This window comes from Amycolatopsis sp. WAC 01375 (genome assembly GCF_003947325.1).
Lineage (GTDB): Bacteria > Actinomycetota > Actinomycetes > Mycobacteriales > Pseudonocardiaceae > Amycolatopsis.
In genome coordinates this window covers 50,780-72,950 of the sequence record NZ_QHHW01000029.1, presented here as the reverse complement: position 1 = coordinate 72,950, position 22,171 = coordinate 50,780, and the positions used below count along the sequence as shown (strand labels likewise).

At 68.7% G+C, this 22,171-nt stretch carries 23 protein-coding genes; 9 read left to right on the top strand and 14 right to left on the bottom strand.

Annotated features, from left to right (window positions below):
- Positions 1-27 precede the first annotated feature (27 nt).
- A complete protein-coding gene (locus tag DL991_RS18930) occupies positions 28-1,134 on the bottom strand; it encodes an IniB N-terminal domain-containing protein (RefSeq protein ID WP_125785662.1) in 1,107 nt (368 codons plus the stop codon).
- A gap of 295 nt (positions 1,135-1,429) precedes the next feature.
- Between DL991_RS18930 and DL991_RS18925 the strand changes: the two genes are divergently transcribed.
- The 4 genes from DL991_RS18925 to DL991_RS18910 all read left to right on the top strand — a co-directional run bounded on the left by DL991_RS18925 (position 1,430) and on the right by DL991_RS18910 (position 6,378).
- On the top strand, positions 1,430-2,572 hold the full coding sequence (locus DL991_RS18925) for a molecular chaperone DnaK (RefSeq protein WP_125785661.1): 1,143 nt from the start codon (positions 1,430-1,432) through the stop codon (positions 2,570-2,572).
- Positions 2,569-4,920: a helix-turn-helix transcriptional regulator gene (locus DL991_RS18920; RefSeq protein ID WP_125785660.1), complete on the top strand. Its 2,352-nt coding sequence runs from the start codon at positions 2,569-2,571 to the stop codon at positions 4,918-4,920. Before DL991_RS18925 ends, DL991_RS18920 begins: the two co-directional genes overlap by 4 nt.
- A 132-nt stretch (positions 4,921-5,052) precedes the next feature.
- Positions 5,053-5,904, top strand: a complete 852-nt coding sequence (locus DL991_RS42645) for a hypothetical protein (RefSeq protein WP_158634437.1) — start codon at positions 5,053-5,055, stop codon at positions 5,902-5,904.
- A gap of 9 nt (positions 5,905-5,913) precedes the next feature.
- Positions 5,914-6,378 (top strand): VOC family protein, encoded by a 465-nt coding sequence (locus DL991_RS18910; protein WP_125785659.1) that lies wholly within the window; start codon positions 5,914-5,916, stop codon positions 6,376-6,378.
- A 68-nt stretch (positions 6,379-6,446) separates the two neighbouring features.
- Here DL991_RS18910 and DL991_RS18905 read toward each other — a convergent pair whose 3' ends face one another.
- The 6 genes from DL991_RS18905 to DL991_RS18885 all read right to left on the bottom strand — a co-directional run bounded on the left by DL991_RS18905 (position 6,447) and on the right by DL991_RS18885 (position 9,727).
- Positions 6,447-6,926, bottom strand: a complete 480-nt coding sequence (locus DL991_RS18905; RefSeq protein ID WP_233598900.1) for a GNAT family N-acetyltransferase — start codon at positions 6,924-6,926, stop codon at positions 6,447-6,449.
- A 179-nt stretch (positions 6,927-7,105) separates the two neighbouring features.
- Entirely contained in the window at positions 7,106-7,591 is a 486-nt protein-coding gene (locus DL991_RS18900) for an NUDIX hydrolase (protein WP_125785658.1), read from the bottom strand.
- Positions 7,592-7,701: 110 nt separating this feature from the next.
- Positions 7,702-8,352 carry a hypothetical protein gene (locus DL991_RS18895; RefSeq protein WP_125785657.1) on the bottom strand — a complete coding sequence of 217 codons (651 nt, stop codon included), beginning with the start codon at positions 8,350-8,352 and terminating at the stop codon, positions 7,702-7,704.
- Positions 8,353-8,460: 108 nt separating this feature from the next.
- Positions 8,461-8,682: an inositol monophosphatase family protein gene (locus tag DL991_RS43360; RefSeq protein ID WP_233598908.1), complete on the bottom strand. Its 222-nt coding sequence runs from the start codon at positions 8,680-8,682 to the stop codon at positions 8,461-8,463.
- The gene (locus tag DL991_RS43355) at positions 8,628-9,104 is read right to left on the bottom strand and encodes an inositol monophosphatase family protein (protein ID WP_233598899.1); all 477 of its coding nucleotides are present in this window, start codon (positions 9,102-9,104) and stop codon (positions 8,628-8,630) included. Before DL991_RS43355 ends, DL991_RS43360 begins: the two co-directional genes overlap by 55 nt.
- A 173-nt stretch (positions 9,105-9,277) precedes the next feature.
- Entirely contained in the window at positions 9,278-9,727 is a 450-nt protein-coding gene (locus DL991_RS18885; protein ID WP_125785656.1) for a hypothetical protein, read from the bottom strand.
- Between the two features lie 130 nt (positions 9,728-9,857).
- Between DL991_RS18885 and DL991_RS18880 the strand changes: the two genes are divergently transcribed.
- Positions 9,858-11,042, top strand: coding sequence for an HNH endonuclease signature motif containing protein (locus tag DL991_RS18880; protein WP_125785655.1), 1,185 nt, complete (start codon positions 9,858-9,860; stop codon positions 11,040-11,042).
- A gap of 9 nt (positions 11,043-11,051) precedes the next feature.
- On the opposite strand, the gene DL991_RS18875 is transcribed toward DL991_RS18880, so the two are convergent.
- Positions 11,052-12,215, bottom strand: a complete 1,164-nt coding sequence (locus tag DL991_RS18875) for a HEAT repeat domain-containing protein (protein WP_125785654.1) — start codon at positions 12,213-12,215, stop codon at positions 11,052-11,054.
- Between the two features lie 265 nt (positions 12,216-12,480).
- On the opposite strand from DL991_RS18875, the gene DL991_RS18870 reads away from it, so the two are divergent.
- Positions 12,481-13,800 (top strand): M28 family metallopeptidase, encoded by a 1,320-nt coding sequence (locus DL991_RS18870; RefSeq protein ID WP_370306780.1) that lies wholly within the window; start codon positions 12,481-12,483, stop codon positions 13,798-13,800.
- Positions 13,801-13,807: 7 nt separating this feature from the next.
- Positions 13,808-14,398, top strand: a complete 591-nt coding sequence (locus DL991_RS18865) for a hypothetical protein (protein ID WP_125785652.1) — start codon at positions 13,808-13,810, stop codon at positions 14,396-14,398.
- Positions 14,399-14,449: 51 nt separating this feature from the next.
- On the opposite strand, the gene DL991_RS18860 is transcribed toward DL991_RS18865, so the two are convergent.
- On the bottom strand, positions 14,450-15,154 hold the full coding sequence (locus DL991_RS18860; RefSeq protein WP_125785651.1) for a trans-aconitate 2-methyltransferase: 705 nt from the start codon (positions 15,152-15,154) through the stop codon (positions 14,450-14,452).
- A gap of 175 nt (positions 15,155-15,329) precedes the next feature.
- On the opposite strand from DL991_RS18860, the gene DL991_RS18855 reads away from it, so the two are divergent.
- Both DL991_RS18855 and DL991_RS18850 read left to right on the top strand, forming a co-directional pair.
- On the top strand, positions 15,330-15,584 hold the full coding sequence (locus DL991_RS18855) for a hypothetical protein (protein ID WP_026467456.1): 255 nt from the start codon (positions 15,330-15,332) through the stop codon (positions 15,582-15,584).
- 45 nt (positions 15,585-15,629) lie between these two features.
- Positions 15,630-16,424 carry an LmeA family phospholipid-binding protein gene (locus tag DL991_RS18850; RefSeq protein ID WP_125785650.1) on the top strand — a complete coding sequence of 265 codons (795 nt, stop codon included), beginning with the start codon at positions 15,630-15,632 and terminating at the stop codon, positions 16,422-16,424.
- 32 nt (positions 16,425-16,456) lie between these two features.
- Here the strand turns inward: DL991_RS18850 and DL991_RS18845 are convergent, their stop codons facing one another.
- From DL991_RS18845 to DL991_RS18825, 5 genes are all read right to left on the bottom strand, one after another.
- Positions 16,457-17,560 (bottom strand): peptidase inhibitor family I36 protein, encoded by a 1,104-nt coding sequence (locus DL991_RS18845; RefSeq protein ID WP_125785649.1) that lies wholly within the window; start codon positions 17,558-17,560, stop codon positions 16,457-16,459.
- Between the two features lie 148 nt (positions 17,561-17,708).
- On the bottom strand, positions 17,709-18,302 hold the full coding sequence (locus tag DL991_RS18840) for a hypothetical protein (RefSeq protein WP_125785648.1): 594 nt from the start codon (positions 18,300-18,302) through the stop codon (positions 17,709-17,711).
- The gene (locus tag DL991_RS18835; RefSeq protein WP_125785647.1) at positions 18,299-19,924 is read right to left on the bottom strand and encodes a VWA domain-containing protein; all 1,626 of its coding nucleotides are present in this window, start codon (positions 19,922-19,924) and stop codon (positions 18,299-18,301) included. The genes DL991_RS18840 and DL991_RS18835 overlap by 4 nt, the downstream gene beginning before the upstream one ends.
- Positions 19,921-21,075: a toxic anion resistance protein gene (locus DL991_RS18830; RefSeq protein ID WP_125785646.1), complete on the bottom strand. Its 1,155-nt coding sequence runs from the start codon at positions 21,073-21,075 to the stop codon at positions 19,921-19,923. The genes DL991_RS18835 and DL991_RS18830 overlap by 4 nt, the downstream gene beginning before the upstream one ends.
- Positions 21,075-22,163 (bottom strand): hypothetical protein, encoded by a 1,089-nt coding sequence (locus DL991_RS18825; RefSeq protein WP_125785645.1) that lies wholly within the window; start codon positions 22,161-22,163, stop codon positions 21,075-21,077. The genes DL991_RS18830 and DL991_RS18825 overlap by 1 nt, the downstream gene beginning before the upstream one ends.
- Between the last annotated feature and the right edge of the window lie 8 nt (positions 22,164-22,171).

Sequence of the window (22,171 nt, the reverse complement as noted above, 5' to 3'; positions counted from 1 at the left end):
CTGGCACAGAACTGAAAAATATTCGGATCAGCCGATGTTGATGTCGTTGCCCGAACCGATGTCGCCGGTGCCGATGTGCACGTCGTTCAGGTTGCCGATGGTGTGGCCGATGTTGTTGCCGACCTCGGAAACCGTGTCGTGGACCTCGGAGACACCCGCGTGGTTCGCGACGTTGGCGACCTCGTTGGCCACGTTGCCGGTCACGTCACCGTTGTTGTGGGCGATATTGTTGGCGATGTCACCGTTGCCGTAGTTGTTCGCGATGTCGTGCACCTTGGTGGTGACGTCCGCGACACCCGCCTGACCGATGACGCTGGTGAGGTCACCGACCGTCGACAGGAAGTCGGGGGCACCGCCCGCGACACCGTCGGCGCGCGGCAGGTCGCCGGCCAGGTCGCCGACGGCCGGAACCGAGTCGACGGCCGGGAGACCGGCGGTGTCCACGGCCGGGACGTCGTGGACCAGGTCGGTCGCGGTGTCGACGGCACCGGTGGCGACGTCACCGGCCTGGGCGGCGGGGGCGGCGTCGAGGCCACGCGAAAGGTCGTCGGTCAGGCCGAAGCTGCCGACGGTGTTCTGCGCGAGCGCGGTCACGCCGGCGGCGGCGTTCGACACGTCGGTCACGTCGGAGACGGCCGGGACGGCGGGCAGGCCCGGGACGGCGACCGGCAGGTCGCCCACGGCGGGGACGGCGGGCAGGCCGCCCAGCTCCGGCAGTCCCGGAACGGCGGGGAGACCGGCCTCGGGCAGGCCCGGAAGGCTCGGCACGCCGGGGAGGGCGTCCGCACCGGGGACGGCGACCGGCAGGCCGGCGGTCAGCGCGGTGAGCTGGTCGATCGCGCCCTGGACGCCGTCGGCGCACTCGCCGTCGGTGCCGTTGACGGCGTTGGTGACGCCGCCGAAGCCGGCCAGGTTGTCGGCGGTGGCCGCGGTGGTTCCGGTGAGGTCTGTGGCGGTGCCGACCGGGACGAAGTCGAGCACCAGCGGGACAACCTCGTGCACGTCGGCGGCGTTGATGTCACCGAGGCCGGCGTCGGCCAGCACCTGCTGCGGGTCGTTGGCGAACGCCGCACGGGCGGCGGTGTCGTTCAGCAGGTTCAGCGTGAAGTCGTGCAGGGTCTGGACGGAACCCATGAAAGGACTCTCCTGGAGGTCTAGGTCGGTGGGGCAGGCACAGCGGCCGGAGGGCACGGCTGAGCGCAGGTCACCGAAGTTAGTGAGCCGGCGCCACTGGGCACATCGGGGATCACTCCTGGTCGTCGCTCACTCAGCCAATAGGGGATCGGTATGACATCGTTAGGGCGTTAGGGGCTTAACCGAGACGCGTTCGGTTGGGTTTAATGCCAACCCTCACCCAGACGGGTCAAGCCGTTCGGGTGAGTGGCCCTATTTGGTCCTTAGGGGCTGGTCAAGCGAAGGAGGATGCTCGTTGCCCTACGTCCTCGGCATCGATATCGCCTCGACCCGCACCACCGCCGCCACCTGCGTGAACACCGGCGACGGCTGGGGCGTGCCCGAGCCGTCGTGGCTCGGCGCGCGCGGCCCGGCGGCGGCGTCCGCGGTGTTCCTCGACGACGACGGCTACCTGCTCACCGGGGACGCCGCCGTCGAAGCGGGCCGGTCCGCGCCCGCCCGGCTGCTGACCGGATTCCACGAAAGGGTCGGCGACGACGTCCCCGTGATCGTCGGCGGCGAGCGGTTCCCGGCCGAATCCCTCAGCGCGGTCCTGGTGGACGCCGCGGTGGATCAAGCGGCCGAACGCTTCGGCGAGCAGCCGCAGCACATCGTGCTCACCCACCCCGTCGACTGGGGTTCGTTCCGCCGGGAGCTGCTGCGCCGGGCACTGGCCGAAGCCGGCTTCCCCCGCGCCGCGCTGGTCGCCGCGCCCATCGCCGCACTGCACGCGTACCTTGCCCCGCAAGGCGACGTCACCGCCGGTGTCTGCGAATTCGGGCCCGACGGCGCGGTGGTCACGATCGCCGCGGCCGGCGTCAACGGCTGGCAGCCGGTCAAAACGGTGGAAGGCGTCGAGCCGGGTGAGGCCGTCGGCAAGGTCTTCGAACTCGCGCACGGCGCGGGGATCCCGCCGCAGGCGCTGGCGGGCATCGTGCTCTGTGGCGACGCCCCACCGGTTCCCGGCCGGACACCGTGCCCCCTCTTCGCGTCGAGTGATCCGGTGCTGACGGTGGCGACCGGTGCGGCCAACATCGCCGCGCGACGTGACCTTCCTCAACCCGGGGGCCCGGCGTCGAACGCCGTCGCGACCGTCGAAACCACCCTTCTTCCCCGGGTCGACGTGCCGGAAGAGCTCACCGAGCGGCCCGAACGGCCACCCGTCGACATCACCCCGTTCCCCTTGCCAGAACGCACCGGGGCGGCGAAACTGCTCAGCCGACGCAAGCCGCTCGTCGCCGGTGCCGCGGTCGTGGTGCTGGCCGCGACGACGCTGCTGCTCACCTTGACCACCCGAGAAGCCACCGCAGACAAGGGTCCCGAAGCCCCTCCCACCACTTCGAGCTCGTGCGCGCCGGTCACCCCCGGCGTGACTTCCTCCCCCGAAGGTCGCTGTTGAACGCACTGCTCGACAAGCCCGGCATCATCCATCCGGGTGCCCGGCGCCTGCTCGACGAGGTGACCGCCGCCCCGGAACTCCCGGTGCGGGTCACCGTCGTCGCCCCCGGCGCGCACGGGAAGACCCATCTACTCGGCCTGCTCGGACGCCACTTCGACCACGCCGGGGTCGAGGCGGTGCTCGTCGACGACGCCGACCAGCTCGGCGACGACGAGATCGCGAAGATCAAGGCTCTGGCGGAGGAAACGACGGCACCCGTCGTCCTGGCCTTCCGGCCCGCCGCGCGGACCACCACCTTGCGCGCACTCGCCGATTCCTTCGGCACAGCGGTGACCTTGGGCGCGTTCGGCGTCGACGACGTCCGGCGGCTCGTCGAGCACGCCGGCGGCGACCCGGCCACGGCGGAGGACGTCCACGCCAGGACCGGTGGTGTGCCGGGGCTGGTGGTGCGGGCGGTCACCGGCAGGCTCGCGGACTTCCGCGGTGAGCTGGAACAGCTCGACGACGACGTCCACCGGTTCCTGATCGCGGCCGAGGCCGGCGCGGGCCGGAATCTCGATCTCCTGGCGGCCCTGCTCAACCGCGATCGCGAAGGACTGCCCGAAGTCTTCGACAGCGCCAGGGCGACCGGTCTCCTCGGCGAAGACGACGTGCTGCTGCCGATCGCCGCCGAGGCCATCCGCACCTGGGGGTCGCCCGGAAGGCGGCTGACCGTGCTGCAGCGGCTGGTGGAACTCCAGCTGCGCGACGGACTTCCGGTGCTGGACCTCGCCCGATCCCTGCTGGGAACGGGAAGTTCGGGCGCGAGCGCGGCGGCGGCCTTCGAGGCGGCCGCGCGTGAAGCGATGCCCGACGACACGAAACTCGCGGCGCGGTTCTACGAAGCCGCGTCCGAGGCCGGTGGGCGCGGCGCGGCGCTCACCGTCGGCTGGGCTCACGCCGCGGCGCTGGCCGGGGACCTCGACACCGCGCTCCGGCTCGGCGACGGGATGCTCGGCAGCACCTCCGACACCGACGCCCGGGCCGCGGGCGCCGAAGTGGCGGCGACCGTGCTCGCGCATCGCGGCGAACTGGCGCACAGCGCGGAGCTGTACCAATGGTCCGGCCGGGCGGGCTCGAAGGCGTTCGCCGCGATCGCGTTGCTGGGCACCGGAAAACTCGAAGCCGCCCGCGGCGTGCTGGAAACCCCCGAAGTCCCGACCCTGTTCGCGGGCGCCGCCTCACGGATGGCGCGCGCGATCACCGGTTCGGTCTCCGGCTGTGGCGCCGAAACCCTGTCGGCCCTGCTGGGCGCGGCTTCGATGCTGGAATCGGCGGGGGCGCCGGCACCGCTCCCGGACAGCCCGGCTGCCCTCGCCGCGTTGGTGGGCCTGCATTCCGGCGAACTCGCGCTGGCCGAGTCGGTGTTGAGCCGCGCGGTGAGCGGTCGGATCGGCGGCGACCTGCTCGCGAAACGGCATCGGCTGCTGCTCGGCTGGGTCGCGATGACCGCGGGCGACCTCAAAACCGCAGCCGAGTCCTTGATGCCACCGGACGGTCTCGAAGCGCGCGACGAACTTTTCGCCGCCACCCTGCAGCTCGGCCTGGCGCGGCGGGCGAGCGATCTTCCCGGCCTGCAACGCTCCTGGGACCGGGCGTATCAGGCTTCGATGCGGCAGCAGCCGGACCTGTATTCGTTGCTGCCGCTGGGCGAACTCGCGATCGCGGCCGCACGGGGCGGTGCGAGCGCCAAACTGGCCGGGCGACTCGAGCGAGCGCACACCGTGCTCGACGCGCTCGGCAACCCTCCACTGTGGACAGCCACCTTACGCTGGCACGAACTGCACGCCGCCATCACCGTCGAGGATCACACGTCGGCCGCGGACCATCTGGCCGCACTCGACGATTTCGCGGCCTGCGGACGCTATCCGGCCGCACTCGCCGCCGCCGCGACCGGCTGGCTCGCGGTCTTGACCGGTACCTTCGACCCCGAAGAGATCACCGCGTCCTCCTCGGAGCTGCACGAACTCGGCCTCTGCTGGGACGCTTCCCGCCTGGCGGGCCAAGCGGCGATCCGGACCTCGGACCGCAAGGCGATGGTCCAGCTGCTCGAAGCGGCCCGCCAGTTCCAAGGACGCGCTCCGGAACCCGCCGCCACCACCGGGTTGAGCACGCTGAGCGAACGCGAACTGGAGGTCGCCCGCCTGGTCGTCGACGGGCTGACGTACAAACAGGCCGGGAGCAAACTGTTCATCTCGGGAAAGACCGTGGAGCACCACATGGCCCGGATCCGGGGGAAACTCGGGGCCGGGGACCGGCGGGAACTGCTGGCCATGCTGCGGGAGTTGCTTGCGGAGGGCGAGGGCTGACACGGGTTCGGGCCCGGCTACCGCTCCGCGAGGTAGGCGTCCTCTGCGGCGTAGCCGAACGCCCGGCGCGGTCATGTCCAGCCGGATACCCGGTGTGCGGTCCCAGTGGTGCAGGCCGAGTCCGTCAGGGGCGTGGTCGTCGAGGAGCACTTCCTCCCATCGATGGCCGCGGTGTCTCGCGATGGTCCGCGAGACGTCGAGGGCGTCGGGTGCGTCCGGGTCGGCCCAGTTGAGGACACGCCTGCCGGGGTTGTTCGCGGCGGTTTCGATCAGAGCGGCGATGTTCCCGGCCGCGCTCGGGTGGTCGACGCCGCGGCCACCGCGGGACAGGAGAAGGACCTCGCGCCGGTCCAGTACGCGGTTGACGAACACCCATTCACCGGGCTTGGTCGCCCCCTCTCCATGGACTTTGGATGGTCGCAGAACGGTGACCGGGTGTCCGCTGTCGAGCAGGACACGTTCCGCGGCGACCTTGTCGGCGCCGTAGCCGTCGCGAGTGCGGTAGTCGAGATCCTCGCGTGGGGCCATGGTCGGCTGCGACTCGCGGATCGGGCCGTCGAACTCCGGTGCGGCGGCGGAGTTCACGTGGTTGCCCATCGCATCGACGTACACGGCCTTGCTGGAGATCATCACCGTGGACCCCACGTCGTCCAGCAGAAGCAGCAGATCACGGGCGTGCGCGGCGGTGAAGCACAGACAGTCGACCACCAAATCCGCCCCCGCACCGAGCGCCACCCCGAGTCCGCCGGGTTCGCAGCGGTCCGCGGCGACGAACCGGCCACCCGCGACCGCGACATCCTCGGGCATGCGCGAGGCGTCTCGGCCGACAACGATCACCTCCCACCCGGCGTGCGGTGGCGCGACCGATCGACCCTGTCCCGCCGAGAACGACTGCGCGCGACATCGATCAACGATAACGCCGTCCCTCCCTCGTCCCCAGGCTCGCGGGCGGTCACGAACTTTCGTGCATCGCGGAGTTGGTAGACAGGACGGGTGAACGCCTTCTACCACTTGTGCTTCGTCGTTCGAGATATCGGACAGGCGACCGAGGACCTCACACGAACTCTCGGTGTGACCTGGAGTCCAGTCCGTGCGGGCACCCTCGGGGACTGGGACTACAGCATCGTGTTCTCCATTGACGGGCCACCGTTCTTCGAGGTGATCCAAGGCCCCGCCGGCAGTCCGTGGGATGCGACGGACGGGTCCCGCTTCGATCACCTCGGCTACTGGTCCAAGGACGTCATGACGGACAAACAGCGCCTGGCGGATCGAGGCGCGCCGATCGAGTTCGACTCCTGCCCCTACGGTCGCTCCTTCACCTACCACCGGCTCGACAGCATCGGGGCCAGGATCGAACTGGTCGATCTCGCGGTCCAGCCGGGATTCCGCGACACCTGGGCCCGAGACACCGCGACGATGCCGCCACTCGACCTCGACGACCCGGCCGTCGGACCGTGAAGGACTGTTCCGAGATCGAGTGGACTTCAGTGCACGCACGGCGGCAAGAGCGGAGATTCGAAACCTGACTACAGGCGATCCGCCGGGATCTCGTAGATGATCTCCAGCCCGTCCTCGTCGTCCCACTGTTCACCGACCTTGACGAAGCCGTACTGCGACGCCAACCGATAAGAAGCCGTATTGCCGGGGCCGATTGTGACCCGGACGGTGTGGACCTGCGGCGTCTGGGCGGCCCGCGCCGGCAACGGCTCCAGCGCCGCCCGCGCGTAACCCCGTCGCCGGTGTGCCGGGTCGACGGCGTAGCCGATCTCCACCATCCCCGATGTGTCGGGAGGCCCGTGGTAACCGACCGTACCGACGGCCAGTAGATGTTGCTGGTCCCAGATGATGCCGGTAACCCAGGCGGCGCTGCCGGGGTCCGCCGCGACCTGCCTGCTGCGCCTCTGCCACAGCCCACGCCGGTCCGATCCGGTCAGGTAGGTCGTCAGCGGTATCGGGCTGGTCGCGGTCACTCCGGCCAGATCACCGCGAGCGAGCGAGTCGAACACGGGCCGGTCAGACGCACGATACGAACCGCCGGCTTCGGCCTGTTCGATGTCGCCGCGTGATGATCGTCCGGCACGGAGACGAACCTGCCTCGGCAGCCGAGCACGACGCACCCGCTAGAGCACGACCGCTCATCGGCATGTCTGCGCGCTTCGCGGCACGACAGCACGACCCGGCGAATTCAGCTGGTAGACGATTGGACCACGCGCCTGGCGATCTCCGCGTCCAGCGGGCTCATATCCTCGCTCACCGGTTCCGATGGCGGCCACCATCGAAAGTCCAGCGCTTCATCGTTGACGGTCATCCGAGGCACGACCTGGAGCCGAACCCGATATACGGCTAGGAGTTCCCGACGCTCCGGCTTCGTGAGATCGAACTCGGCCATGGCGGCGAACGACAGGTCCACGCCGTGGATGCCGGTCTCCTCACCCAGCTCCCGGACCGCGGCCTCGCGCGGGCTCTCACCCGTCTCCCGCATCCCTCCCGGAAGCTCCCACTGCCTCCGCCGGCTATCGAACATCATCAGGACGGCTTCCGCGTGGATAGCGACAACCAACGACGCGGGCACGGTCACCCGCTTGACCAGACGCCCCAATTCCTCTTCCGTGACGAAGCGAAACCCGATCAAGGCGTTGCCGGCACGATCACAGATCGGAAGTTCAACCATGACGCCATTCCACCGCAATACCGACGGAATGCAGACGAGACGAACCAGCCAAGCAGTGTCCGCACATCGGCATGACAGCTCGACTCGCGGCGAGTGAGCGTGCTGCAGCTCTAGAAGTGACCGTTCCAGGGACTTCCGGCGCCCGTTCGCGTCGCGCTGCCGCCAGGCGGCAGGTCGAGGATGTCGATCAGGCTTTGATCCTCGTCGACGGCGTGGTGCAGGTGCCCGGTCTTTCCGGTGCCGCCGTCCGCGTCGGAGGCACCGATGAGCCGCCAGACGCCGTCATCCGCGTCGTGCCGGACGAACAGAATGGGCTCGCGGCGTTCGAAGACCTCCAAGGTCTGGACGCAGGTGGTCCGCAGCAGCCAGTGCCGCAGCCACCAGGCCCGCCGATCGCGCTCCAGGATCCGGTCGGTGACCCACCAGACGAACGGCAGATCCTCATGGGCGCGTGCTTCGTCCGCGGTCAGATCCGGACCGCCCTGCGGCACGCGCTCGAACGGGTCGTCGGTCAGCGAGAACGCGTGTCCGCCCTCGTTTTCGAAGATGACGGCGTGAAATGTTCCGCCGCCGGGGTTACCCGCGCCGATCCCGACCGACAGGCGGGCGACGTGCGGATCCGACCCGGTGGTCCAGCCGAGCGCGTACGAGGCCAGTTCACCCTGCGGCCCGATGAACTCGCCGAACGCACGCCGGTCCATTCCCGTGACGGCGTTCGTGGGCACCTCGACCAGCGCACCCTCCAGCACTTGGATCTCCACCTCCGCAAGATAGCGGACTTGAAATACCCTGCACCACGCGTCCGGTGGCGACAGTCGTCTCCGTTGTGGACCCGCCGGAGCCCATCGGTCCGAGTGGACGTTCACTCCTCATGACCGGCGTGTCACGAGGTCGATCAGCTCTCGGTGGATCGCGGAATCGGAGGCCGCGACAAGTCCTTGAGCGCCGGTGTGGACGGCTTCTCCGGCGAGGTTGGTCACCACGCAACCGGCCGCCTGGCACAAAGCGATTCCGCTGGTGAAATGCACACTGTCCTTCAGGTGCCCATCGGTGACGTAAGCGGCCCGCCGCCCGGCCGCGACCCAGGCCAGCGCCAGTGTCGTGGAACCACGCGGGGGCGAAAGCGTCCGGTGAAGGCGTCGTCCATCAGCATCCGTGCCGCACGGAAGGACACGGCGTTGGGAAACGGCGGGTCGAGGTTGAGATCCACGAGATCGCCGCCCTGCCCAGGCACCAAGGGCTCGTCACGGCGGTCGCGACGGACGAACGCCTCGGCCCCGCCGGTCCAGAACACCTCTCCGGAAAACGGGTCCGCCGACACCGCCGCGGTCACGTCGTCGCCGACACGCAAGACGATGTCGACCGCGACCAACTGGGTCCGCACCGCGTAGTTCATCGTGCCGCACAAGGGGTCGACCAGCCAGGTCCGCCATCCGGCTCCCTCGTCCGCGCCGTACTCCTCGCCGACGATCCCGTCGTCCGGCCGCGCCTCCCGCAGAACTCCCCGGATCACGCGCTCCGCGGCGAGATCGGCCTCGGTGGCGAAATCGCCGTCACTCTTGTCGACCCGTTCGACCGTAGGATCGCCGGATCACCTCGCACGCGGCACCCGCGGCACGGATCGCCACCTCCGCGTCAGATTCCCAGGAAGACACCATCTTCGCCCACCAGCCTCGTGACGTGCGCTCAGACTCGGCGACCCGTGGCCGACTCGCACCATTCGGCGTGCCGGGTCTTCTGCTCCGCAACAGTCACGATCTGGTCGAGTTCCGCATCGGCCAGCGTATCGACGAGGTCGGCCGCCGAAGTCTTGCTGCCGGTCCGCGTTACGTAGATTCGCATACCGCCACCCATATCCCTGCACATCCCGCTCGGATAGGTGTCGCGGCGGGCCCCTTGAACGGCGATCGTCCAGCCCCTGGGTTCCAGCTGAAGACGCAACCGGACAAGTGACTCGAACATGTCCATGGCGGTGGCCGTATACCGGTCACGGCCGAGGAACAGTTCGATCCGATAGAGCGGTCGCGGCCCGTCGTAGCCGTCAAGCCAGCCTCGCAGCCGCGCTTGTCGTCGCTCAACTCCTCGCGCCAGCAGCACTTCTCGGTCTTCCAGCAGTCTCGGGTAGTCCTCGCTCATTCACCCATTCAAGCAGGCAAGCCGGGCCGTCGGTCACGGTCTGGGTGAACGAGACGCCCGTTCACTCTCCGCGTAAATTCGATCACAGACTTGATCGCATTCGAACGCCTGTTCGGGTAAGATCATGGGCATGACCACCACTCTCCCTTATAACCCGAAAGCCGCTCGCTTTCTTGACACCGCGTTCGACGAAGAGCTTTCGCTTCGTCGGACACAGGGACGTCAGGTACGAGCGCTAGCCGATTTCGCCGCTCGCGGCGGATCACGAAGATCTGTGACCGAGGAGGTCGCCTTGCGCTTCTCGGTCACCCGCAATCACGCGTTCCTGCTCGTCGAGACCTCCTGCGCCCTCGTCGCTCGCCTGCCAAACACACTGGCGGCGTTGGAGCGTGGCGATATCGACCTGTACAAGGCTTCCAAGGTCATGCAACTGACCAGGGAAGTGTCGGACGAGGTCGCGGCGCAGGTCGACGCCTGGCTGGCGAAGCGTCTCGCCGATCGTGATCCTGTCTCGATCCGTCGTTCGGTGAGGTACGCCGTGCAGAAGTTCGACCCCGGCGGATATCAAGAACGAGCCACCAAGAAACGCGCTCTGCGGCATATCTCGCTGGAACACAATGACGAGACCATGTCCACGATTTCCGCCTATCTGCCCACGGAAGTCGCCAGTTCTGTCTACGCCTCGATGAGCAGAGCCGCGCGAGCTCGGCGTAACAAGGACAAATCCCGGACCCTCGACCAGCATCGCGCCGATATCTTCGGCGAACGCCTGCTGGCCGAAGACGGTCACGGCAAGCCGCGTGCGCACATCCATGTCTATGTCGATTTCTTGACACTCGTCGGCGCGCGCAACGACCCCGCGACACTCGCCGGGTACGGGCCCATCCCCGATTGGCTGGTCCGCGAGATCGCCTCCGACCCCGACTCGACCTGGTCGCGGCTGATCACCGACTCCGCCACCGGCCAACTGATCGAAGCCGGCGCCGGCAAACACCGGTCACCGGCCTCCTTGGCACGGTTGATCAAGGCGCGGGATCGCGAGTGCACGCAACCGGGCTGTCACCAGCCTGCCGAGTTCTCCGAGATCGACCACATCATCTCTTGGGCTCGCGACGGCAAGACCAACCAGTACAACTGCCACAGTCACTGCAAAACCCACAACCTGCTTCGAGAAGAACCCGGTTGGTCGACCGTGCCCACCGGCGACGGCGGCATGATCATCACCACGCCGAGCGGCCATACCTACGAGACGGCGCCAGAGCCGCTCCACGAGCCACGCACAGGTCCCGAAGACGACGAACCTCAGGAGGTCTGAGCAACGAACTCAGGCCCGTGTCCGCAACGCCTTCAAAGCCGCCCTGACCACTCGTCGCGAAGGATCCTCGACCATCGACATCACCGAATCGACCGGAACAGCGTCCAGAATCCGCAGTGCCCCAACGGCTTGAGCTCGCACCCTGGCCACGGGGTGCCTCAGCAACGGATACAGCAGTTGCCCGTCCTCTTCCCGCCCCGACTCCGCGAGTCCCGCGATGGCCCCCAGCGAAGGGTTCGCACCGGAAACAGCGGACCGGTACCAATCGACGGCGTCGACTCCCGTACGCCGGGCGGCATCCCGTGCGAGCGCACGGATCAGCGTGGAACGGTCGTCCAGCAGACCGGCGATTTCCTCCCAATGGCCGAGGCGCGCGAGTCCGGTCAGTGCGCTGATCCGTACCTCGCCGTGGCGGCAGACGGCCAGCTTGCGCAGGACGTCCACGCGACCGGTCCAGACGGCCTGGCGTGCGACGGCCTCACCGGCTCGTGCGCGGATGCCCTTGTCGGAATTCGTCAGAGCAAGCCGGATCAGCTCGTCGAGTTCGAGGTCACCCCGCCGGGTCCGGACCTCGAACGCGAACCGCGGCACCGCGAGGTTCACCGAGCACATCAGTTGCTCGAGTACCGCCACCGGGACGTCGTAAGCGGCCGCGTACAGCTGTCGCACGCCGAACCCGCCGCGGCGACGGCGCCCCAGGTGAAGCATCGTTTCGGCAGCCGGCCGCAGGTAAGTCGCCGGATCATCGTGCAGCACCCGGATGACACCCGCGCGGGCGACGTCGCGGACCGGAGACGCCCAGTCCGTCATGCGCAACAGCAGGAACGGAAGTGTCTTCGGGCACGGTTTCGCCAGCAGTCTCGTGACCGCCAGCTCCCGGACCCGGCCGTCGCGGTACGAAGCCGCGATCGCGGTGGTCAGCAGTCCTGCCTTACCGGCCCTGAGTGTCAGAGCGACCTCATCCAGAGCCCGCTCGTACCGCCAGTACTCGTCGAGAGTCGCGATGAGCGCCGGTGTCTCAGTGATCATCTCGAAGGCCGCCGCGATTTCAGCGGCAGCGCCGGACTTGTCTACGAGCACGAGCGCATCGACGAGCACGCCCACACAGCGCCCCCGGCTCTCCAACGTTTCCTGGAGTGCCTCGGCCACTGACGTCTTTCTCCCGAAGATCACCCGGTGATCCTCCCTCATCCCCCGTCCGCCGCGCTCATCCTTTTCGCGGGTAGACGCCCGAACACAAGGCGCGTAGGAACGGAGAATGGCTGAGGAAAGGTCCAGACGAGTTTTCCTGTCCACGTCGGCCGCGCTCTCGGCGGCCGCTCTATCTTCAACGGCTCTATCTTCAACGGCTCTATCTTCAACGGCTCTGTCATCAACCGCTCTGTCCGCAACTGCCCTGTCATCAACCGCCAGCGCCGAGGTCCCGGCCGACGCAGAAGTGCTCGACGAACGAGGCCCCGGCGAACGTCTCTCCCCGCAACGACCCGACGCCGAACTCCGGGCGATCTTGCGGGAGATCGACGAGCACCGGATCGAGGCCACCGTACGCAGGCTCGCGGCTTTCGGGACGCGGCATACGTTGTCCTCGCAGACCGATCCCGTCCGCGGCATCGGCGCCGCCCGCGACTGGATCTTCGCGGAACTGGTGAAGTCCGCGGAACGGTCGGGCGGCCGGATGAGGGTCGAGTCGCAGTCGTATCTGCAACAGCCCGCTCCTCCCAGGATCCCTGTGGCCACCACGATCACCAACGTCGTCGCCACCTTGCGCGGCTCCTCCACTCCCGAGCGGGTCTATGTCGTGTCGGGCCACTACGACTCGCGGTGTTCCGATCCGCTCGACGCGACGAAGGACGCTCCGGGCGCCGACGACGACGCTTCCGGGGTGGCCGTCGCGATGGAGCTCGCGCGGGTGTTCGCCACTCGCCGTCCGGCCGCGACCATCGTGTTCGCGGCGGTCGCGGGTGAGGAACAGGGCCTGTTCGGCGCGCGGCATATGGCCACGCTGTACAAGTCGGCGGGCACGAATGTGCAGGCGATGTTCACCAACGACATCGTCGGCTCGAGCCGGGCGGACGACGGAACGAGGGACCCGCGCACGATCCGGTTGTTCGCCGAAGGTGTGCCGACGTCGGAAACCCCGGCGCAGGCGGACATCCGGCGCGCGGTCGGTGGCGAAAACGACTCGCCGTCCCGTCAGCTGGCCCGGTTCGTGCGTTCGGTCGCGGAGAACGACGCGACCGGCATGGCCGTGCGGGTGATCCACCGGCGCGACCGCTACCTCCGGGGTGGCGACCACATCCCGTTCCTGGAGCAGGGTTATCCGGCCGCGCGGTTCACCGAACCGCACGAGGATTACGCGCACCAGCACCAAGACATCCGGGTGGAGGACGGCAAGCGGTTCGGCGATCTGCCGGAGTTCTGCGACTTCCCGTTCATCGCCAGGGTCGCACGGGTCAACGCCGCGACGATGTGGTCGCTGGCGACCGCGCCGGGCACCCCCGAAGACGTCCGGATCCGGACGAACCGGCTGACGAACGACACGGATCTGGTGTGGCGGCGCGGAACAGACCCGGATCTCGCCGGTTACGAGGTCGTGTGGCGGGAGACGACGGCGCCCGACTGGACGCACGCGATCAAGGTCGGCGACACGACCGAGGCTAAAGTGGATCTGTCGAAGGACAACGTGTTCTTCGGTGTGCGCGCGGTCGGGAAGAACGGCCGCCGCGGTCCGGTCGCGTTTCCGACACCTTTGAGCTGATGCCACGATGACAGTCACCCCCGACGACCTCGAAGCGGCGATCACGAGCGTGACGGGCAACCTGCGCGAGGCATCGGGCCGTGACTGGTCGGCGGCACCGGGCACCGGCGAACTGAACGCCTGGCGCACGGCCGAGCATCTCGGCGACTGCCTCATCTCCTACGCGGGACTGCTGATCGCCCGGCCGTCCACACCGCGTTTCGTCTGCTTCGAAGCCGTCGCCGACCAGGCCGCGACGCCGTCGGAACTGCTGGAGTTCGTCACGGTCGGCGGCGGCATCCTCGGTGCCACGCTCCGCACGACGGACCCGGATGTCCGCGCGTACCACCCGAGCGGACGCGCCGACGTCGAAGGTTTCGCCGGAATGGGCTGTGTCGAGGTCCTGGTTCACGGCGAGGACATGGCCAGGGGCCTCGACGTCACCCTCGACCCGCCACGTGACGTCTGTTCGCGAGTGCTCGCGCGGATGTTCCCGGAGGTGGACGCCGCCGACGTCGATCCCTGGACGGCGTTGCTGTGGGCGACGGACAGGGTGGACCTCCCCGGACGTCCCTCCCGCGCCGGCTGGCAGTGGCGCGGCGCGCCTCTGGACGACTGACCGAGCAGGCCACGGGAGAGCACAACGCCGTACGGGAGAGCACAACGCCGTTCAGCGGGGCTTGAAGGCCACTACGGCGGCCTGGGCACCGTTCCGCCACGCCACGGCCGCCTCGTCGACCGGCCCGGCCTCCAGAGCCCGCAGATGCCACTCGGCCGGCGGATGCCATTCGGCCGAAGGTGACTCTCCGAACAGCCGGTTCCTTTCGGCCATCGCCGGGCCGAGCACCGGGTCCTCCGCGACCTGGCTCCACCAAGTGCCCCAGAGGTCTTCGCCGTCCTCGACCGTGGACGCCACCGCCTCCCCATCGGGCATGTCGTCCACGTTGGCCACGAATCCGCCCGCCCGCACGAGCCCGCCGAGTTCGGCGTACAGCTCGGTCAACCGGCCAGGCGGCAGGTAGTGCAACGCCATGACCGCCAGAACGGCGTCGTAGCCGGTATCCGGCAGCAGGGCGGTCCAGTCCGGCTCCCGCAGATCCGCCCGGACCACCCGCACCGACGGCGGCAGGGAGGAGCCGGCGATCGTCAGCATCACCGGGTCGAGATCGAGCAGAGTGACCTCTGCCCCAGGCACGCGTTCGAGCAGCCGGGAGCAAAGGGTGCCCGTGCCACCTCCCACGTCCAGCACGCGCGGCGCGGCGCCTTCGCACCGCGTCGCGACCAGATCGATCATCCGCTCGATCGCTTGAGCGCGCCCTGGCTGATATCTCGCCATCAGGCGTTCCCAGCCGTCATTCCAGTCGCCGACAGTCATGCTGGTAATGATAATCGATATCACTTGGTGAGCACTCCGTCACGGATCACCTCCGGGCAGTGGGCGAGGTGCGGCCAATCGGCGCAATCTCGCCGCCGAAGCGTTTGTCACGACGGAATCAGGGAACTTTTCCGGTATGTCCAGATGGCGAACCACCAGTAGGAGCAACACCGCCGTGCGGGTCATCACCGGCATCGGTGCGGTGTTCGCTTTCATCGAGCTGCTGTACATGGTGATGGTGCTCGCGGGAGCCAACGCGGGCAACGGCTTCTTCATCTTCATCCAGGCGCTGGCCAAGCCGCTGGCCTTGTTCTGGCCCGGCCTTTTCCCGGTGAGTGACCCGAATCTCGCGGTCATTCTCGACTACGGCCTGGCCGCCGCGTTCTGGGTGATCCTGGCGGGTGTCATCGCCCGTTTCGCGGCCCGCTGACCCCCTGCGGCGGCGATCGGCGTCCCGTTCGGCGACACTGGTCGGATGAGCGACGGCAGATGGTTCGACCTGAACCCGCTTCCCGAGCTGTTCGGCCTGGCCGCCGCCGGGCGGGCGCTGTTGCCGAACGTGCCCGTGACCCCGGCCGCGGTGCTGAAGACCGTCACCGAACAGCTGGTCGGGCGACGGCTGACGACCAAGGTGGACGGGCACGACGTCGGCCTCACGTTGACCGGACTCGACTACCAGGCCGACAGCCTCAGCCTGGCGGCCACCGGCCGGGTCGGCGACGTCCGCATCGTCGTGGAGGACGTCGACTGGCCGGAGACGCCGCTCGAACGCATCACCGTGCTGGCGTCGAACGTCCGTCTCCGCTCGCTGCCGTCCCCGGCCGCCATCCCCGAACAGGTGCGGATGGCGATCCGGGTTTCGCCCGAAGTACTGCAGGAGCGGGTGGCCGAGGCGCGGCCGGGCATCATCGTGACCCCCGGCGACAACGGGCATTTCCACGTCCGCTGGGAAAAGCGGCCCCGCTGGGGCCATCTCGCCCTGGAGTCCACTGTGGAGAGCGGCGCCGTCGTCCTCCGGCCGACGGCCGTCCACATCGGACGCCGCCGGTTCGGCCCGCCGTCCCGCCTCAAGCCGATCGTGCTGCCCCTGCCGGAACTCCCGCAAGGGATCCGGCTCACCGCGGTCGAGGCGCACGACGGCCATCTCGTCCTGCACGCACTGGCGGAGGAGTGGCCGGAAAAGCTGTCCACCATCCCGCTCGGCGACCTCCTGGGCTGGGTGACGACGGCGGTGACCACCCTGACCCTGCCGAGGCTCGGCGGCCGCTGAGGCATCCGCGGCCGCCGAACCGGACCACCCGTCTAGCTGTGCAGCGATCCCTGCGCGACGCGCACCGCGGGCGCGGCGGGCGCGGCGGGCGCGGGCGCGCTTTCCGACCGCGGCGAGGCGGACGACCGCACGAGCCCTGCCGACTTCCCGCACACCCTCTTCTTCTCGTCCGACGTCATCTTCTTGCCGACCGTCCTGGTCTGGCCCACGACGCCGGGCGCCGGTCCTTCACCGCTGAAGTTCCAGACGTACCACTGATGGTGACCCCATTTGCGCTTGTCGTACCACATGTCGTACGAGCCGCTGGCCACCCGCATCACCGGTGACCGGTCCAGACCCGCCCAGTAGCCCGGGTTGACCTCGATCCGGGTTTCGACGCTCTCGCTGGTCTCCCAGCCCCATTCCTGGCCCCACGTGCGCTTGTACGCGACCGACCAGTCGACGAGGAACTGGAAGCCCGCGCTCACGCTGATCTCGTTCGACACCGTGTTCTTCCCGCTGCGGGTGTCGCGTTTGCCGATCACCTGGGTGATCTTGTTGGCGCTGCAGTTGTACACCGTGTCCACCCGGCCCCAGCTGCCGCCGAAATCCTGTCCGCGCTGGTCGACGTGGGCGTTGCAGGTCTTGGTGGCGTGGCCGCAGTCCTTGAGCAGTTCGGCGCGGGACGGCCCGCGCGAGTACACCACCGAACTGCCGCGGTCGTTCATGTTCGACCCGTAGTTGCCGCTGTCGTTGGCGTACCACTCCTGGCGTTCGCCCTGGTATTCGGCGTGCTCGTACATCGTGATGTAGCAGTTGTGGAATGTCTGGAACGAGGAGATCTTGTCGTTCCAGTTTCCGAGGAAGCCGACGGTCTGGTTGGTCGCCTCGACACACGGCGACCCGGTGACGGCGACGCTCGCGCCGCCGAAGTTCGCGTGTTCGTACAGCACGCTGATCACCGTCGCGGAGGCACCGACCTCGCCTGCCGACGCCGCTGCGAGCGATTCGCCGAGGCTGTCGAAGCACCGGATCACTCCGGTCGCCGTGTCGGCGACGCAGTGATCGTCGCGCTGTTCGGCGTTCGCCGGAGTACCGCCGGCGAGGCACACCACCACCGCGGCCACCACGGCCATCCACTGTCTGTACTTCTGCACGCCTGAACTCCCTTGGGAAGACGGAATGCCGACCATGACGGGGCCGACGGTACGCAGTCCACCACAAGGATCCCGGCTTGCCCACGGAGAACGACCGGTGATCGGGACACCCGGAGTTCCTGCCGCGCAAGGGTTTCTCTCACCGGGACTAGGCCTCGCCACGCTCCCGCAGATATCGCGTGTGATCGGCCTGCTGGTGGACATCCCCCGCGTAGAACCGTTCCGCGATGCGATGCGCTTCGGTTTCCAGCAGCTCCAGTTGTGCCAGGAGTTCCTCGGACGCGCTGGGCTCGCCGCTCGCGCGCCGTTTGGCGGCGAACCACCACGGCAGGTTGAGGTAGGTCTCCACCGACAGCGGCAGGTCCGTCCGTGCCAGCCGGGTGACGGCGTGCTGGACGTCCGGGTTGGCCGCCCATCGCTCCGGTCGCGAAAGCAGGTCTTCGAGCACTTCGGCGATCCGCCGGACACCGTCCACAGAGGACTCCGGCATCCGCTGTGCCCGCGCGGTCACCTTGTCCACCAGTGAGCCGAGCTCCGCGCGCAGCTGACCGGCCTCGGCCTCGGCGGCAGGCGAGACCAGCCGGACCCGTTCCGGCGGCGCGAGCAGGGCGAACACCGCGTACAGCCCGGCGACCACCACCGGCCACAGCGCGCCGACGACGCCGGTCAGGTACAGCGCGAGCCCGATCAGCCCGCCGACGCAACCGGCGAGGTTCTTCGTGGAGCCGAGGTACCGGATCACTGGTACCCGCGGATTTCCTGGAACACCTTGGGCAGGACGTCACCGCGCGCGTCGAACACGTTGCCGCCGGTGCGTTTCGCGACCTCGCCGAGTTCGGCGGAGTCGCCTTCCCCGAAGATCACGGTGAACACCGGGATCTGCCGCACCGCCTCCGGCAGCGAGGGGAACTTCCGCTGGAAGTCCGAGAACTTGGAGCCGTTCGCGTTCTGCCCGTCGGTCATCAGCACGATCGAGGTGAACCGGTCGGGGTCGCGCGCGACCAAAGGGCCCATGATGTCGTGCGCACGCTGAAGGCTGTCGTAGATCGCCGTGCCGCCGTTCGCGTCGAGGCCTTCGGCGAATCGCTTGATCTTGTCCAACGTGGGCTGGGGATCGCCTTCCGGGACGACGAAGGTCTCCGGGCGGCCGGGCACGGTGTCGAACGGCAGCATCGTGACCTCTTCACGGCTGCGGAACCGGCGGTACCGCCCGGTCAGCGAACCGTCGGCGCCGGTCAGCCCGATCAGCGCGGTGCGCAGCGACTCGATCCGGTCACCCGCCATGGAACCGGAGGTGTCGAGCACGTACAGCGTGCGCGACGGACGCCGGATCTTGTCGAAGTAGGCGCCCAGCAACGCGTCGACCGCCTGCTGCGTCGCGGGGAACGGCAGCTCGACGAGGTCCTTCCGCGCGAACTGCTGCCCGAGCTGGACACCGGGCACGACGGGGCGGCGCTGTGTGGTCTCCATGATCTTGCGCTGGGTGTCCGGCGTGCGCAGCCGTTCGGCCAGCTTGCGGTGCGCGTCCCTCGCGTCGGGAGTCGCGCTCTGCAACAGGGTCAGCGGGTAATCGGCGGTGACGACGCCGTCGGAGGGGTACACCAGCGTCAGCGGTTCGGGGAGCTTCCCGGTCGCGTTCATCGACAGCAGGACGGACTCGTAGTTGATCAGCCCGTCGACCTTCTTGCCGGGATCCTGACCGCTCGCCCGTCGTTGGTAGGCCTCGGAAAGCCAGCCTGACGAGCCCGCCGACATCGCTTGCGCGCTGAAGAACTCGGTCAGTTTCGGGGTGACGGCGGTGATCTGTTGCGCATCGACCGCGTTGCCCGCCCCCGCGAGCGCCGACGCGACCCCGACGAGCGCGGAGAAGCCGGAGTTCGACGCCGACGGATCGGTCATGCCGTAGGTGAAGGCCTTCTTCCCGGCCGGCTCGGCGATCTCGCCCCAACTCACCGGCCGTCCGGTCCAGCCGAGCCGTTGCGCCGCCGAAGCGGACACGCCGAGCACCACCGGCGAACTCATGATCTTCACCTGCTCGCCCAGCCGTTTCGCGGCCTCCGGAACCGCCGCGGGGTACCGGTTCGACGAGAACCAGACGGCGTCGTACTGGCCGTCCGCCTGTCCTCCTCCGAGCGTCTCGGCGCCTTCCAGCGTCCCGGTGAACTGGAACTTCACCTTGACCCCGGTCGCCGCCGCTTCCTGCTCCAACAGCGGCTGCATGTCGGCCAGCTCACTGCCCGCGAGCACCCTCAAGGTGCCCGGCTCGGCCTCCCCCAGGCCGCGCGTCTCACCTTCACTCGAGTCGCAGGAAACCAGTGACAGCGCGCAAACCGCGCTGACCGCCAACACCGTCCAGCGTTTCACGATGCCCCCTCGGCCGTCGCCGTCTCGTGAGAGCGGCGCAGATGGTCTTCGGCTCGCCGGATCTCGCCGGACAGCGCCTCCACGGTCGCCGCCATCGTCGAGACGGCACCCGCCTTGAACTCGTCGATCGCGTCGATGCTGCGGTAGATCCGCTCGAACGACTCGCGGATCGTCGCCACCGCCACCGCCGGATCACTGCCCGCGCGCTGGATCTCGGCGCTGCGCAGTTCCAGCATTTCGGCGTTGGCCCGGATCAGCCCGTCGGTGGTGGCCTGCACGGCCTGGACCTCGTCGAGGACGTCGCGCTGTCCGGCGAGCGCGCCGCTCACCAGCAGTGCGACCCGCAGCGCCGCGACCGTGGTCGACACCGCCCGCTCGATCCCCCGGATCAGCTCGTCGTTGTTGCGCCGCACCAGATCCAGCGCCAGGTAGCCCTGCGCGCTCACCGCGAGCTGGGTCAGCAGATCCTGGTGCCGCTGCCGGATCGGATGCAGTGCGTCGGCCCGCAGTGACTTGGCCCGCGCGGGATCGGTGAAGTCGAAGATCCCGGCTTGACGTTCGACGGCGGTGTCGACGGCCTCGGCGAACGCGGCCGCTTCCGAGAGCTTGCCGAGCGTCGCCCACAGCCGCTCGCGCTCGCCCTTGAGCGCGGCGTTGTCCCGTCGCAGGACGTCCTGCCGCGCACGCAGGTCCAGTACCAGCGCGTTCACCGGCTCGTTGGCCGCGCGGTAGCGATCCAGCGCCTTCTTCGCGCTGCCCGCGACCGGGATCAGCCCCATCAGTTTGCGGCCGGTGATCGGCAGTTTCGCCGGGTCGATCTCCGCCACGGCCCGCCGGAGCCCGGCGAGGCTGACCGTCGCCTGCTGCTGCGGTGACCCGATTTCCGCCAGCGCCCGCGACGAGCGGTCCAGCAGCGCGCCCGCGACGGTCGCCGCCGCCCGCATGTCGGACTCGCCGACCGCGAGCAGTTCGTCCAGCACGCGGGTGAACTCCGGGGACCGGACGTCGAGCGCTTCGAGACGCCGGGCGAAACTCTCGGCGCGCTTCGCGACCTCGGCGTGTACCTCCGGCGCGAGCGTCACCAGGCCCGCGGCCCGCTCGGCCGGGATCGCCTCCACCGGTTCGGGTGGAGTGAGCGTGAAATCGTCCATCAGTACTGTTTCTTCACGGCGTCGAGCAGCCGCTCCAGCGTTTCGAACGACGGCGGCTCGACGGCGTCCACCAGATCCGCGGGCACCGGCGCCTTGGCTGCGGCGACGACGTCGGCGAACAACCGCGGGTCTCCGGTGCGGAAGCCGAAGGTGGCGGCGAGTTTCCCCAGTTCCGGGTCGGTCGCCAGCAGCCTGCCGACCTGATCGCCGTTCGGCTTCAACGGGACCAGCGTGTGCTTGGAGTACACCGTCGGCGCCATGTAGAGCAGGCGCATGTCCGGCCGGATCGAGCCGTCCGCGCGGACCAGCCGGTCGACGAACTGCGATTCGTAGATCAGCGCCAGCGGCGTCTTGCCCATCCCCGCGGCGAGGTAGTCCTCGAACGGGCCCTCGGTGCTGTTCTGCGTGTAGCCCTGGTCGATGAACAGCTTCGACACGCCGGGCAGCACCTTCGCCTCGGCTTCCGGCGTGCTGACCACGTTGTTGCCGTTGGCGACGAAGGAAACGATCGACAGGTACATCGCCGCCGAGTTCGACTCGCGCGGGTCCGTGGTCGTGACCAGCACGTTCTTGCGGGCCGGGAAGGCGGTGTTGCCGGGAAGCTGATCCCAGCGCGTGCCCCGCTGCGCGAGTTCGAGGTACTTCGCGATGTCGAGCACCTGGTAGTCCCCAGCGCCCTTGCGCACGATCCCGTTGGCGCTCAAGAGGTTCACGATCGGCTCGAAGGTCGCGACCGCCATCGGCGACTGGAACGGCGTGTGCACGCCGGTCACCTTGTGGTCGCGCTGGATCCGCTGCGCGGCCGGCGACGAGGACGGGAACGCGAACTCGTACTTCCCGAGGTCCATATTCGCGATCTGCCGCGAACCGGCGGTGTCGGCCTCGACCTTCAGCCCGTGCCGGGCGAACGCTTCCGCCACCCGCTGGTCGGAGAAGAACGCGAGCTTCTCCGATCCGATGACACCACGCACCGTGGTCAGGTCGGTCCCTCGCGCGGTGTTCTCGTCACCGCCACGGCCCCAGACGATCACGGCGACCACGGCCAGCAGCAGCACCACTGCCAGGCCGATCGACAGACGACGTTTCATCGGCCCAC

Bases quoted from the DNA above. Each gene is read 5' to 3' on its own strand.
- DL991_RS18930 (WP_125785662.1), bottom strand. From the start codon at position 1,134: ATGGGTTCCGTCCAGACCCTGCACGACTTCACGCTGAACCTGCTGAAC.
- DL991_RS18900 (WP_125785658.1), bottom strand. From the start codon at position 7,591: ATGGTTGAACTTCCGATCTGTGATCGTGCCGGCAACGCCTTGATCGGG.
- DL991_RS18885 (WP_125785656.1), bottom strand. From the start codon at position 9,727: ATGAGCGAGGACTACCCGAGACTGCTGGAAGACCGAGAAGTGCTGCTG.
- DL991_RS18880 (WP_125785655.1), top strand. From the start codon at position 9,858: ATGACCACCACTCTCCCTTATAACCCGAAAGCCGCTCGCTTTCTTGAC.
- DL991_RS18865 (WP_125785652.1), top strand. From the start codon at position 13,808: ATGACAGTCACCCCCGACGACCTCGAAGCGGCGATCACGAGCGTGACG.
- DL991_RS18860 (WP_125785651.1), bottom strand. From the start codon at position 15,154: ATGACTGTCGGCGACTGGAATGACGGCTGGGAACGCCTGATGGCGAGA.
- DL991_RS18850 (WP_125785650.1), top strand. From the start codon at position 15,630: ATGAGCGACGGCAGATGGTTCGACCTGAACCCGCTTCCCGAGCTGTTC.
- DL991_RS18830 (WP_125785646.1), bottom strand. From the start codon at position 21,075: ATGGACGATTTCACGCTCACTCCACCCGAACCGGTGGAGGCGATCCCG.
- DL991_RS18825 (WP_125785645.1), bottom strand. From the start codon at position 22,163: ATGAAACGTCGTCTGTCGATCGGCCTGGCAGTGGTGCTGCTGCTGGCC.